The sequence below is a fragment of the Colwellia sp. MB02u-9 genome, assembly GCF_014077085.1.
GTDB lineage: Bacteria > Pseudomonadota > Gammaproteobacteria > Enterobacterales > Alteromonadaceae > Cognaticolwellia.
Genome location: NZ_JACGVF010000094.1, coordinates 156,108 through 168,619 on the forward strand (window position 1 = coordinate 156,108; position 12,512 = coordinate 168,619).

14 protein-coding genes and 1 tRNA gene are annotated in these 12,512 nt (G+C 38.1%); 10 read left to right on the forward strand and 5 right to left on the reverse strand.

Going from position 1 to position 12,512, the window contains the following annotated elements; all coding sequences use genetic code 11:
- Positions 1–87: 87 nt before the first annotated feature.
- Positions 88–753, reverse strand: coding sequence for a DsbA family oxidoreductase (locus H4J65_RS09365; protein ID WP_182197826.1), 666 nt, complete (start codon positions 751–753; stop codon positions 88–90).
- A complete protein-coding gene (gene yghU, locus H4J65_RS09370) occupies positions 753–1,634 on the reverse strand; it encodes a glutathione-dependent disulfide-bond oxidoreductase (protein WP_182197827.1) in 882 nt (293 codons plus the stop codon). The genes H4J65_RS09365 and yghU overlap by 1 nt, the downstream gene beginning before the upstream one ends.
- A 242-nt stretch (positions 1,635–1,876) precedes the next feature.
- On the opposite strand from yghU, the gene H4J65_RS09375 reads away from it, so the two are divergent.
- Together H4J65_RS09375 and H4J65_RS09380 are read left to right on the forward strand one after the other, a co-directional pair.
- Positions 1,877–2,470, forward strand: coding sequence for a TetR/AcrR family transcriptional regulator (locus H4J65_RS09375; RefSeq protein WP_182197828.1), 594 nt, complete (start codon positions 1,877–1,879; stop codon positions 2,468–2,470).
- A gap of 3 nt (positions 2,471–2,473) precedes the next feature.
- A complete protein-coding gene (locus H4J65_RS09380; protein ID WP_182197829.1) occupies positions 2,474–3,151 on the forward strand; it encodes a haloacid dehalogenase type II in 678 nt (225 codons plus the stop codon).
- A gap of 332 nt (positions 3,152–3,483) precedes the next feature.
- Here the strand turns inward: H4J65_RS09380 and H4J65_RS09385 are convergent.
- Positions 3,484–3,574, reverse strand: a tRNA-Ser gene (locus H4J65_RS09385).
- Positions 3,575–3,735: 161 nt separating this feature from the next.
- Here H4J65_RS09385 and H4J65_RS09390 point away from each other — a divergent pair.
- The 6 genes from H4J65_RS09390 to H4J65_RS09415 all read left to right on the forward strand — a co-directional run bounded on the left by H4J65_RS09390 (position 3,736) and on the right by H4J65_RS09415 (position 6,671).
- On the forward strand, positions 3,736–4,332 hold the full coding sequence (locus H4J65_RS09390) for a DNA-3-methyladenine glycosylase I (RefSeq protein WP_182137916.1): 597 nt from the start codon (positions 3,736–3,738) through the stop codon (positions 4,330–4,332).
- Positions 4,333–4,494: 162 nt separating this feature from the next.
- A complete protein-coding gene (locus H4J65_RS09395) occupies positions 4,495–5,160 on the forward strand; it encodes a Bax inhibitor-1/YccA family protein (RefSeq protein ID WP_182137915.1) in 666 nt (221 codons plus the stop codon).
- 129 nt (positions 5,161–5,289) lie between these two features.
- On the forward strand, positions 5,290–5,667 hold the full coding sequence (gene tusD, locus H4J65_RS09400; protein WP_182184838.1) for a sulfurtransferase complex subunit TusD: 378 nt from the start codon (positions 5,290–5,292) through the stop codon (positions 5,665–5,667).
- A complete protein-coding gene (gene tusC, locus H4J65_RS09405; protein ID WP_182197830.1) occupies positions 5,667–6,044 on the forward strand; it encodes a sulfurtransferase complex subunit TusC in 378 nt (125 codons plus the stop codon). Before tusD ends, tusC begins: the two co-directional genes overlap by 1 nt.
- Before the next feature lies 1 nt (position 6,045).
- Positions 6,046–6,342 carry a sulfurtransferase complex subunit TusB gene (gene tusB / locus H4J65_RS09410; RefSeq protein ID WP_182197831.1) on the forward strand — a complete coding sequence of 99 codons (297 nt, stop codon included), beginning with the start codon at positions 6,046–6,048 and terminating at the stop codon, positions 6,340–6,342.
- A complete protein-coding gene (locus H4J65_RS09415; protein ID WP_182137911.1) occupies positions 6,339–6,671 on the forward strand; it encodes a TusE/DsrC/DsvC family sulfur relay protein in 333 nt (110 codons plus the stop codon). The genes tusB and H4J65_RS09415 overlap by 4 nt, the downstream gene beginning before the upstream one ends.
- 317 nt (positions 6,672–6,988) lie before the next feature.
- On the opposite strand, the gene H4J65_RS09420 is transcribed toward H4J65_RS09415, so the two are convergent.
- Positions 6,989–8,437 (reverse strand): glyceraldehyde-3-phosphate dehydrogenase, encoded by a 1,449-nt coding sequence (locus H4J65_RS09420; protein WP_182197832.1) that lies wholly within the window; start codon positions 8,435–8,437, stop codon positions 6,989–6,991.
- 161 nt (positions 8,438–8,598) lie between these two features.
- Between H4J65_RS09420 and H4J65_RS09425 the strand changes: the two genes are divergently transcribed.
- Positions 8,599–9,414 (forward strand): DUF2989 domain-containing protein, encoded by an 816-nt coding sequence (locus tag H4J65_RS09425; RefSeq protein WP_182197833.1) that lies wholly within the window; start codon positions 8,599–8,601, stop codon positions 9,412–9,414.
- A 102-nt stretch (positions 9,415–9,516) separates the two neighbouring features.
- Here H4J65_RS09425 and gndA read toward each other — a convergent pair whose 3' ends face one another.
- On the reverse strand, positions 9,517–11,046 hold the full coding sequence (gene gndA / locus H4J65_RS09430; protein ID WP_182137908.1) for an NADP-dependent phosphogluconate dehydrogenase: 1,530 nt from the start codon (positions 11,044–11,046) through the stop codon (positions 9,517–9,519).
- Positions 11,047–11,301: 255 nt separating this feature from the next.
- On the opposite strand from gndA, the gene gap reads away from it, so the two are divergent.
- Positions 11,302–12,300 (forward strand): type I glyceraldehyde-3-phosphate dehydrogenase, encoded by a 999-nt coding sequence (gene gap, locus H4J65_RS09435; protein ID WP_182137907.1) that lies wholly within the window; start codon positions 11,302–11,304, stop codon positions 12,298–12,300.
- The last annotated feature ends 212 nt before the right edge of the window (positions 12,301–12,512 follow it).

Here is a 12,512-nt window from a genome sequence, read left to right on the forward strand (position 1 = left end):
TATTTAACCAAAAGCATTGGCATTTTAGGCGTTTGGTGCAGTTTTACTCTTGAAAAAGAGTGAACCGCACCACCTGTAATAAACATACTATGCAGTGTTGCTGTTTTCTTCTTGATCTAATAGCTCTTGTAAGACTTGCTTAAATGTTTCTTGAGGTTGAGCACCCGTGAGAGCACTTGTACGATTAAAAATAACCGTTGGCACACCGCTCACGCCCATTTTTTTCCATTGCGCTTCAAGTGTCTTGACTCGACTTATAAGTTCATCATTAGAGAGTGCCATTTGCGACTGTTCGGCAGTAATACCCACGGCTTCTGCTTCTTTAATTAGCACATCTCGCTTCGACACATCTTTATTTTCAGTAAAAAATGCAGAAAACAGACGCATTTTAAGCTCTGTTTGCACGCCGATTTGGTGTGCATAATCAAGTAGCACATGCGCATCTAATGTGTTGACGATTTTCATGTCATCAAAATAATTAAACTTGAAGCCGTATTCAGCGCCCGCTTGTGCGATATTGTCTCTTGCCTTATCACTATCGGCTTTTGATGAACCATATTTTCTTGCCACATGTGCTCGCAGTTCTTCTCCTTCAGCAGGCATGTCTGGGTTAAGCTCAAAGGGTTGCCACTCAATTTCAACTTGCTCTTGCAGGTTTAATTCAACGATTGCTGCTTCTAAATGCTTATAGCCAATAATACACCACGGACAAACCACGTCAGAAATGATGTCTAGTTTAATTTTTTTAGTCATTATTTAACCTCTAAATTGTCATTCTCGTTAGGATTTAATGCCAATACCTTATCAATATCTTCTGCACTATGACGATTTTCAAGCTGCTCCCACTCATGACCCCAATTCTTATTAACGATACGACCACGCTGAAATGATGGACGAGCTAACATAGATTTTGCCCAACGGTTGAGGTGTTGGTACTCTTCTACGTTAAGAAACTCTTTTGCGTCGTAAAGGTTGCCTAGAACTAAGTTGCCATACCAAGGCCAAATCGCAATATCAGCAATACTTAACTCATCACCCGCAATAAATTCATTATTTTCCAGTTGGTTGTTTAATACAGACAATTGGCGCTTGGTTTCCATGGTAAAGCGATTAATGGGGTACTCAAATTTTTCTGGGGCATAACTATAAAAATGACCAAAACCACCCCCTAAATATGGCGCCGAACCATGTAACCAAAATAGCCAATTCATGACTTGTGTACGCTTAGTTCCAGTTTTAGGGAGTAATACGCCAAATTTTTCAGCAAGATAAAATAATATAGATGCGGACTCAAAAATAGGCGCGTTATCTTCGTTTGCCATATCAATGAGTGCAGGTATTTTAGAGTTAGGGTTTATATCGACAAAGCCAGATGAAAATTGATCACCCTCACCAATTCGAATCATGTGAGCATCATATTGTGCATCTTTGCCTAGCATTAATAACTCTTCTAACATAATCGTTATTTTTTGACCATTAGGCGTACCCATTGAATATAGTTGTAGCGCATGATTGCCAACGGGTAGTGCTTTTTTATGTGTTGCTCCAGAAACAGGACGGTTGATACTCGCCCATTTACCACCACTTTCTGCGTCATGGGTCCATACTTTAGGTGGTTGATATTGGTTGTTCATATTGTTTCCTTAATACTTTTAACTTAGGTGACATTAGGTTGTTTATAAAATAACTATACAGCTTATTGAACGACTGTTCAATAAGCTGTATTGAACAATCGTTCAAATTGGGTGATCTAGCACTTAAATCATTATTTTTAAATTTTAATTAAACAATCAGTAAATAAATATCGTGCTTTACTCAAGGGGAGATTACACGCATAATTGAACTATCGTTCAGTTATGTTTTTATGGGCTTATGCATGAGTAAAACAGCTAAGTTTGATCGCCAAAAGGTGATTGATAAAGCAACCAATCTTTATTGGAAAAAAGGTTTTCACGCAACTTCCATGCGTAGTTTACAAGACGAAATAGATATGCGCCCGGGCAGTATCTATGCCGCTTTTGGCAGTAAAGATGGTTTATTTACAGAGGCCTTAAGACACTATACCGATATGGCACTTGCTCATCTAACACTATGCCGTAGTAAACATTCCTCACCTATTGAGGCGTTAAAAGCCTTTGTTAAAATTCAGGTAATTGACACCAAAAATGATGCTCCAAATGCAATGTGTATGTTAGCGAAAACCATTGGCGAGCTGACAGAAGATAACCAAAACCTTATTGATACAACCAAGGCCTATTTGGGCGAAATAGCGAATCAATTCGTCAATCTCATTGAAGAGTCTCAGGCAATGGGGGAAATAGATAAAGACAAAAATTCAAGCGATCTCTCAAACCGTGTACAAATTCAAATAGCAGGCCTGCGTACCTTTGCTAAAATCGATGATGATAAAAATAAACTTGAGGCTATGATTGAAGATTTTTTTAGCCATTATCCATTTAAAAAGGACTAGCACATGCATGAGCAAACAATACTTTTTGATATTAATGAAACGGTACTAAATTTAGCTAGCTTAAAGCCTAAATTTAACGCTGTATTTGGCGATGAGAGTTATACCGCCACCTGGTTTTCGATGCTATTGCACTCATCAACCGTTTGTTTAGTCACTGGGGTAAAAACAGATTTTGCTAGTCTGGCTAAGATAGCGCTCGATGCTTTAGCCGCAAAACAAAAAATTCTTTTATCTGAAAAAGAAGGCAATGACATACTCGCTACTTTCGCAAACCTGGCACCACATGAAGATATACAAGCTGCATTAACTAAATTACGTAAAGCTGGATTTCGCCTTGTTGCTTTATCTAATTCATCTCAAGCCCTACTCACCACTCAAATACTTAATGCTGGCTTAACAAGCTATTTTGACGAGTTAATCTCCGTAGGAGCGGCAGGTACCTTTAAACCTTCAGTAAACGCTTATGCATTTGCAAGCAAACAATTAGATACAACAGCTGATAAATTACGTTTAGTGGCAGCTCATGACTGGGATACGCATGGAGCATTAAGTGCAGGTTTAAAAGCGGCTTATATAGACAGGACGGGGGCACCTTATAATCCCTTATTTCTAAAACCAGATGTCATTGGCTCTACGATGAATGAAATAGCCGAACAGATTATTTCAATGCACAATATTTAATAACTAAGGTCTAAAATACACTCCTTTGGCTAATTCACTAACTTACTTACAGTGAACGACGACTTTAAACTGAAAGGCCAATTTTATATCTGAAAATTAGTTACCTTCGCTCTGCGCACTTTTAAGTCATCTCAATTAAACACTGGCTGTAGGCTTTGACGACAGTCAGTATTAAATATAATGCACTAGCCATGGACTAACCTACTTTATAACTGGAGATTGGGAGTTGAACACTACTCGAGATTAGGGCTATAAACCTTACCTTGTCGTAGTTCACTAAATTTTAGACGAAAAAAAACCGCCAATCTTTCGATTAGCGGTTTTTTATAGTGTGGCGGAGAGATAGGGATTTGAACCCTAGAAGGGCTATAAACCCTTGCTGGTTTTCAAGACCAGTGCTTTCGACCACTCAGCCATCTCTCCAGTGTTCAAAAGCATTACTGCTTGAGAACGAAACGCATAGTAAAGGCTCGAAATTGTCTTGTAAAGCATTTATTCTATAAAACAGTTTGTTTGCTAAAAAAATCAACGATTTGTCATTTATTTAAGCAAATTCAGTAAATTTTCATGTTGAAGGAAAACTTATGAGTGAAGAAAACCTTTGTCGATGTCCGTGGTTAGATACAACAAAACCCGATTATGTTGCTTATCATGATAATGAATGGGGTGTTCCTGTTTTTGATGATCAACAATTATTTGAATATTTAATGCTTGAATCAGCACAGGCAGGTTTAAGTTGGTATACGATTTTAAAGCGTCGCGATGGTTACCGTGCCGCCTTCGCTAACTTTGACGTTAACCTTGTTGCCCTATTTACTGATGCTAAAGTTGAAGAGCTAGTAGTTAACCGCGCTATTATTCGCCACAGAGGTAAAATTAATGCGGTGATTAATAATGCTAAAATATTTATCGATATTCAAAAAGAGTTTGGCAGCTTTAGCCACTATATGTGGGGCTTTGTTGGCCATAAAACTATTGTCAATCATTGGGCTGCATTAAACGATTACCCTGCTACCTCTAAAGAGTCTGATGCTTGGAGCAAAGATTTGAAAAAGCGGGGCTTTAAGTTTGTTGGTTCAACCATTTGTTATGCGCATATGCAGGCTTGTGGCATGGTTAACGATCATAGCGATGACTGTTACAAACGCTCACAAATTATTGCAAAATTTCAACAAGGTTAAAGATAGTATTTCAAAATACACCGTGCCATAATATGTCAATGTGGTTTATAATTGATTATCACCCAAGTGATGATGTGAAGGTTAAATATTTGATTTACCCTTGAACTATTTAACAATAGCCCATATCTAAAAAATAGAATTGGCATACTTAGAGGAAATATTATGCAATCAAATACTAGTGTAAATGCTAGTCGAAGTTCAGCGGTTGAAATTAACAAGGTATTAAGAAACACCTATATGTTGCTTTCGATGACTTTGGCGTTTAGTGCCGTAACTGCTGCTATTTCTATGGCAATGGGCTTGTCTCATATGGCAGCCCTAATAATGACCTTAGTTTCGTTTGGTTTATTATTTGTTGTTAATAAAAACGCTGATAAAGCGAGTGGTATTTTTTGGATTTTTGCTTTCACCGGCTTAATGGGTGCCTCATTAGGCCCAATGCTTAACTATTATGCGGCAATGCCTAACGGCGCTTCATTAATTATGCAAGCATTAGGTGGTACAGCATTAATTTTCTTTGCACTTTCTGGCTATGCGTTAACCAGCAAAAAAGACTTCTCATTTATGGGTGGCTTTTTAATGGTTGGTTTAATCGTTGCGGTTATTGCCATGGTAGCAAATATATTTTTCCAAATTCCTGCGCTGTCGTTAGCTATTAGTGCTGCAATTATTATGATCATGTCTGGTTTGATCTTATATGATACAAGCCGCATTATTCACGGTGGTGAAACAAACTACATTCGTGCAACTGTTTCGCTATACTTGAATATTTATAATATCTTCGTGCACTTATTAAGCCTATTAGGGGTTTTAGGTAACGATGACTAATTAGCAGTTAAAAATCATTAACTATGATTAATAATTGTTTATACTCTATGTATAAATTATAAAGCCTCTATATTGAGGCTTTTTTATTAGCTGTGTTTAAATAACGTTAATTAAGGCGAAAAGCAGAATATGCAAAATAGATTGGCTTTAGTGGTGACTACCCCGCCCAACAGTAATTTAACAACAACGGCAATTAATCTTGTCAGAGCAGCGCTTGATAGTGGTGTAAGCATCATAGGGGTATTTTTCTATCAAGACGGCGTATTAAATGCCGCTAAATATTTATCAATACCCAGTGATGAATTTCAAACACTAGCACAATGGCAACAACTTAATAGCGAATACAATGTGCCGTTATATTTATGTATTACTGCCGCAGAAAAACGTGGTTTAAGTGACGAGCTAAATAACCACGAAAGCTCAAATATAGACTCAGCATTTACAGTGTCGGGTTTAGGTGAGTTAGTGGAGTTAACCAGTAAAGCCGAACGTGTGGTGCAATTATAATGTCAGAAAATCAACCACGTGATAAAACTATCGCCATTATAAATACCCAGCCGCCTTTTTCGAATGCCGCCGGTAAAGAAGCACTAGACGCCGCATTGATATTTGGCTCGTACGAGCAAGCCACGTCGCTGTTCTTTTTAGGTGATGGGGTATTTCAGGTGATCGGGGATCAAAATGCCTCAGCTATTGATATTAAAGACTACCTAAAAACATTTTCAGCACTTGAATTTTACGATATTGAAAATATTTATGTTTGCCAGCAGTCATTAACCGAGCGCAACTTAAGCGCACATTTTCATATTAACAATATACAAGTATTATCAAACGAAGTGTTTAGTCAACGCTTACACCAGCACAACGTGATTTACAGGTTTTAACATGGCGATGCTACACCTTATTAGAAACTCAGGCTTTAATAGCAGTGCATTAACACAATGCCTTGACATGATTTTGCCACAAGACAGTATATTATTAATCGATGACGGTTGTTATAATTTCAGTCATGCCCTATTGCTTAGTAAGCTAACCGAGCAGCAAGACATAACGCTTTATTTTATAAGCCAACACGCCAACGCTCGCGCACAATGCCCTAATAATAAATTATTTATACCCATCACCTTAGCCGAAGTAGTAGCGCTACTTTTTAAACACGACAATTCAATTACCTGGTCATGACAATAATATATAACAACAAAAGCTTAGCCACCGATAAACAAGGCTATTTACTCGATTTTACGCAGTGGAACGAAGATGTTGCCATGTTACTCGCAAAAAATGATGATATTGAGCTGCTAGAAGCCCATTGGGAAGTTATTCGCTTTGTTAGGCAGTTTTACCTAACTTACAATACGTCACCTGCTATTCGAGCTCTAACCAAAGCGATGAAAGCAGAGTTTGGCGAAGAAAAGGCCAGCAGTCGTTATTTATATCGCTTGTTTAAAGAAGGGCCTGCTAAACAAGCCACTAAGTATGCAGGTTTGCCCAAACCGGCTAGGTGTATTTAACTGGTCTTATCTCGCCAATGAGCTTAAATCGCTGAGATAATTAATTATCTGCTTGGTTTTAATGTTTAAAATTAAAAACTACAAGGTTATAAAATTTATAGCCGCGTAACTCTTTATCAAATTTTATGCCTTGTATTTAGTCACTCTTCCTTATTAAAAAGTAAAATACTTAATTAAACGGGTATTAAACCGGTATTAAACCGAAGAGATTTTTCATATTGATTGGCAAAAAAAAGCGCTTACCTACAAGGTAAACGCATATTCGAATAAGCTAATTTTACATTTTATTCGCTATTGATTTTATTAACTATCGCTAGTTATGTAAAGGGTAATGTGGGTACATCAATACCTGACATTGCTAACATCACACGCACTACCTGACAGCTATAACCAAACTCATTGTCATACCATACGTAGAGTACAGCGCGATCACCATCAACAATCGTTGCTTGTGAATCAACAACACCAGCGTAACGTGAACCGACTAAGTCAGTGGATACAATTTCAGTAGAAGCGGTGTAATCAACTTGATTTTGTAATTTAGAGTTTAAAGAGATTTTACGTAAATAATCGTTTAATTCTGCTTTACTGGTCTCTTTTTTCAAGTTCAAGTTCATAATAGCCATTGAAACGTTTGGCGTAGGAACGCGAATCGCATTACCCGTTAACAAACCTTTTAATTCAGGTAATGCTTTTGCTACCGCTTTAGCGGCACCCGTAGTACTGATCACCATATTTAATGGTGCACTACGGCCACGACGCGGCGCAGGATGGTAATTATCAATTAAGTTTTGATCATTAGTATATGAATGTACCGTCTCAACGTGGCCATTGCGAATACCAAACTCATCATTGAGTGCTTTAAGTACCGGCGTGATCGCGTTGGTAGTACAACTTGCTGCAGAAATCATGGTGTCTTCTGCTAAAATCATATCTTCGTTTACGCCGTATACGATGTTTTTAATATCGCCTTTAGCCGGTGCGGTGAGTAAAACTTTAGCAACACCTTTTGATTGTAAATGCTGTCCTAAGCCCTCTTCATCACTCCAAATCCCGGTATTATCAACCACTAAAGCGTTGTTGATACCATAAGCGGTGTAATCAATTTCTGAGGGTGATTTAGCATAAATAATTTGAATAAAAGCACCGTTCGCTTTAATAACGTTATTTTCTTTATCAATGGTAATACTACCGTTAAAGGCACCGTGCACTGAATCACGACGCAGTAAGCTCGCACGTTTTTCTAAATCATCTTCTTTACCAGGGCGAATAACAATGGCGCGTAACTTAAGCTTAGCGTTGGGTCCGGCACGTTCAATTAATAAACGCGCTAACAAACGACCAATACGACCAAAACCGTAAAGTACCACGTCTTTAGATTCTTGTACGTCGGTATCTTTAGTGATGGTGGCTAATTCTTTTTCTAAAAATTGTTCAATTGACAAACCATTCGCTTCACCTTTAAATAAATAACGGTAAGCTAACTTACCTACGTCGATACGCGCAGGTGCTAATGACATACTAGCTAAAACTTGAATAAAGGGAGAGCTTTCACGTAAACGCAATTTATTTTCTTCGTGTAAAGCCACTGATTTATGTGCTTTAATGATGTCGATGGCAGAAGCATTGACTAGTGTGCGACCGTAAATTGAAATTTCGATACCGTCATTTCTAAATAATTGTCCGATAATCGGCTGCATGTTTTCAGCGAATGTTTGACGTTCCTGCCAACTAGCTAGATATTGTTCTTCAAGAAGAGAAGTCATTGCGTAAACCTTTTTATGTCAGTCAATTGAGTGATGGGTTATTATTAATGTAAAGAGGTAATTAGCAATAACTAATTACTGAATGCGGCGCATATTGTAATCCAACATGAATTATTTCGCCACCAGTTACAAATATTTTTCTGGGATAAATAGAGAAAAAGATGAAATTTAATAAATTAGTGCTGATTTTGCTTTTTTGCACATTTTTTTTCACATTAATGGCCTGTGAAAACAGACCTAATTTTGCTGAGTTATGTGAAGAACATACAAAAATTTGTCAAGAATTTCAAGAAGACACTTGGTGTAAACGAGAGCGTGTCGAGGTGGGCTTTGCTAATTTGGCAGACAAAAATGATGCTAACGATAGCAACAAATATCAGCAGTTAATTGCCTACGAAGGCTATGAAAAATGCATGCTGCATGCGTCTAAAATTGAGCATATTAAGCTAAAAGTTAAGAAAACCATACGCATTGATAATGTGGTTAAGGCGCGGGCTAAAATTAAAGCGCTAGCACTTGCTACGCAAAATTCTGAACACCCTGACCTGTTATTCTTTCATTGGTCGCGCTACTTAAATGAGCACTCACTAAATAAATTTATTGCCTTAGAAGGAAATGAATTATTAGAAAAGCCCAACCGACAAATCAACTTAGCGAGCTATTACGCGAAACATGATATCACCAAAACCTTAAACTTGCTCTATCATGCACTAGAACTTTACCCAAGCGATGCAGCTATAGATACCGAGATATTTCAGTCTCTTGCCAGTATTTTTGCCCATAAAAAAGAGCATAAGCAAGCTTATATCTGGTCAAAAATATTATATTTATATAGTCCAAAAGATAGCAATATCAGCCATGAAACTTTCGTCAGTTACTTTAAAGGCAATAACTTAAACACTGAATTTTTAGACCGAGTAGCGAAAAAAACCTTAAACAACATTATTGAAGGTGAGTTTAAGGCGCCACGTACCTAATTTGGCGATTACTGGCAAGCCCGTTTTTTGAATAAAGCGCTAGCCAAATTAACGATTACCCAAGTAGAGCCAGAGCCTACTCGGGTTGATATACAGCTATACTTAATTAATTTCCTGCATATTACGTGATTCACTTGACCAATTAACGTGATACTTTTTACCTGTGGCTTTATCGATACGCTCAAAAGTATGAGCGCCAAAGAAGTCACGCTGTGCTTGTAATAAATTGGCCGGCAGCACAGCACAACGTATAGAGTCATAATATGACAATGCAGATGAAATTGCCCCGGTTGGGATCCCCATCAAAGCAGAATTAGACACCGACTTTCGCCAGTTCAATTGATGTAGACTTAATTGCTCAGCAAAGAAATCATCTAAAAGTAGATTATCTAGGTCAGGATTTCGCTCAAATGCTTGCGTGATTGACTGTAAAAATGCCGCACGAATAATACAGCCCGCACGCCAAATCTTGGCAATACTAGCAAAGTTAAGCTGCCAATTATGCTCTTGCTCAGCGAGTTTCATTAATTGAAAACCTTGTGCATAAGCACATATTTTTGCGCTATATATAGCATCATGTAACTGTTCAATAAACGCCTGTTTTTCTTCACCTGCAAGTATCACGACTTCTGGACCTGATAATATGCCTGAAGCTTTCACACGTAAATCTTTAAAAGATGAAATAGAGCGAGCAAAAACCGCTTGAGCAATAGTGGGCGCAGGTGTACCTAATTCTAAACTACTTACCGCAGTCCAAAGTCCGGTACCTTTTTGACCCGCTTTGTCTAAGATCAAGTCAACTAACGGTGTTTTTTCTTCACCCACTCGATGACGTAAAACCTCGACCGATATTTCCATTAAATAACTTTCTAATCGGCCGCCATTCCACATTTCAAAAATATCAGCAATTTCATCACTACTTAATGCTAAACCGTCACGCAGCATTTGATATGCTTCACATATAATTTGCATATCAGCGTACTCAATGCCGTTATGCACCATTTTCACATAATGCCCAGCACCCGCTGGACCAATGTAGGCAGCACAGGGTTCACCTTCAGTAACAACTTCACCTGGTTTAGTGCGTTCAATGGGTTTACCCGTTTTTGCATCAACCTTTGCAGCAATAGCTTGCCAAATAGGTTTTATTCTTGCCCATGCGTAGGGTGAACCACTAGGCATTAGTGCCGGACCAAAACGCGCCCCCACTTCACCACCTGAAACAGCTGAAGAAAATAAAATAAAGTTATTTTTATATTTTTTCTCGCGTGCAACGGTATCAACCCATAAGCTATTACCTGTATCAATAACAATATCATCCGGTTGAATACCGGCACCAATCAAGCTTTCACACACTTGATCAACCGGTGCGCCTGCTGGCACTGATAGTACGATAAGGTGTGGTGGTTTTAAGCGAGAAAGTAATTCAGTATAAGACGAACAACCAATAACACGTGCTGTTGATAAACCACTTTCAGCCTTGTCTTGAGTAATGGCATCTTCAACTTTACTGATATCAAGATCGAAGGCGGCGATACTAAAGCCGTTATCAGCTAAATTAAGCACTAAATTCTTGCCCATAACACCTAAACCAATAAAGCCGATATCGCATGCACTGTTGTTCTGTATCATAAAAAGTCCAAAAAAATTATAGATAGAGGCATTATGCCATCATCATCATAGAAAAATAATAACCTTATGGAAAAGCCAATAAATAAATATTTTTAGCTAGGCTATGTTTAATAGCCGACATTTTAGTAACAATACGCAATAAAACAAGGTTTAAATCAATATTTATTGCTTTATGTCGAGTTATAACTTGTAATTTTTATAAAATGGTGTAATTTTACTACATTAATTTTTAAAGTTTGATTTTAGGGTTTTATTATGACAATTAGAGTAGGGATCAACGGCTTTGGTCGTATCGGTCGATTCGTGTTTAGAGAAGCATTTGCCAGAGCAGATGTTGAAGTAGTCGCTATTAATGATTTAATTGACGTTGATTACATCGCTTATATGCTTAAGTATGACTCTACTCATGGCCGGTTTAACGGCACTGTTGATGTTGTTGATGGCCACTTAGTCGTTAATGGCAAAAATGTTCGTGTTACCGCAGAACGCGACCCACTAAACCTAAAATGGAATGAAGCTGAGGTTGACGTTGTTGTTGAATCAACTGGCTTGTTTTTAACGGATGAATCAGCGCGTAAGCACATTGTAGCCGGCGCTAAAAAAGTGGTACTTTCTGCACCGTCAAAAGACGATACACCAATGTTTGTTATGGGTGTTAACCATCTTGAATATGCCGGACAAGACATTGTTTCTAATGCGTCTTGTACCACAAACTGTTTAGCGCCTATCGCAAAAGTGTTGAATGATAACTGGGGTATCAAAGATGGTTTAATGACCACAGTGCATGCCACCACAGCAACACAAAAAACAGTTGATAGCCCGTCAGCTAAAGACTGGCGCGGTGGTCGTGGTGCTGGACAAAACATTATTCCATCATCAACAGGTGCCGCTAAAGCCGTTGGCAAGGTTATCCCTGCATTAAATGGTAAATTAACGGGTATGGCATTTCGCGTACCAACGCCTAATGTTTCTGTGGTTGATTTAACTGTCAACTTAGAAAAGCCAGCCAGTTATCAAGAAATTTGTAGCGCAATGAAAGCAGCATCACAAGGTGAGCTAAAAGGCATTTTAGGCTACACCGAAGATGCGGTAGTATCTAACGACTTTATTGGCGAAAGATGTACCTCAGTATTTGATGCTACTGCCGGCATAGCGTTAACAGATACTTTTGTGAAAGTAGTTTCTTGGTATGATAATGAAATTGGTTATTCCAACAAAATTTTAGATTTAGCGACCTATGTTTCAACACAATAAGCCTTTGTTTGTCCGCTAATAAACGACTAAAAAAGCCAGATGAATTCTGGCTTTTTTATTGGCTGTCTCCCCTCCTAAGATCCTGACTTAAAAGTTACAAAAACTCACTTCATTGCAAAGACAATACTTCTTGGTTAACCTCATTTACTTGCAATAATCATCACTATTCATCACTGGGCACTAGCGAGTGTAATGTTAAGTAGTGCGATTAT

Coding starts and splice junctions, on each gene's coding strand:
- H4J65_RS09365 (WP_182197826.1), bottom strand. CDS start 753: ATGACTAAAAAAATTAAACTAGACATCATTTCTGACGTGGTTTGTCCG.
- yghU (WP_182197827.1), bottom strand. CDS start 1,634: ATGAACAACCAATATCAACCACCTAAAGTATGGACCCATGACGCAGAA.
- H4J65_RS09375 (WP_182197828.1), top strand. CDS start 1,877: ATGAGTAAAACAGCTAAGTTTGATCGCCAAAAGGTGATTGATAAAGCA.
- H4J65_RS09380 (WP_182197829.1), top strand. CDS start 2,474: ATGCATGAGCAAACAATACTTTTTGATATTAATGAAACGGTACTAAAT.
- H4J65_RS09390 (WP_182137916.1), top strand. CDS start 3,736: ATGAGTGAAGAAAACCTTTGTCGATGTCCGTGGTTAGATACAACAAAA.
- H4J65_RS09395 (WP_182137915.1), top strand. CDS start 4,495: ATGCAATCAAATACTAGTGTAAATGCTAGTCGAAGTTCAGCGGTTGAA.
- tusD (WP_182184838.1), top strand. CDS start 5,290: ATGCAAAATAGATTGGCTTTAGTGGTGACTACCCCGCCCAACAGTAAT.
- tusC (WP_182197830.1), top strand. CDS start 5,667: ATGTCAGAAAATCAACCACGTGATAAAACTATCGCCATTATAAATACC.
- tusB (WP_182197831.1), top strand. CDS start 6,046: ATGGCGATGCTACACCTTATTAGAAACTCAGGCTTTAATAGCAGTGCA.
- H4J65_RS09415 (WP_182137911.1), top strand. CDS start 6,339: ATGACAATAATATATAACAACAAAAGCTTAGCCACCGATAAACAAGGC.
- H4J65_RS09420 (WP_182197832.1), bottom strand. CDS start 8,437: ATGACTTCTCTTCTTGAAGAACAATATCTAGCTAGTTGGCAGGAACGT.
- H4J65_RS09425 (WP_182197833.1), top strand. CDS start 8,599: ATGAAATTTAATAAATTAGTGCTGATTTTGCTTTTTTGCACATTTTTT.
- gndA (WP_182137908.1), bottom strand. CDS start 11,046: ATGATACAGAACAACAGTGCATGCGATATCGGCTTTATTGGTTTAGGT.
- gap (WP_182137907.1), top strand. CDS start 11,302: ATGACAATTAGAGTAGGGATCAACGGCTTTGGTCGTATCGGTCGATTC.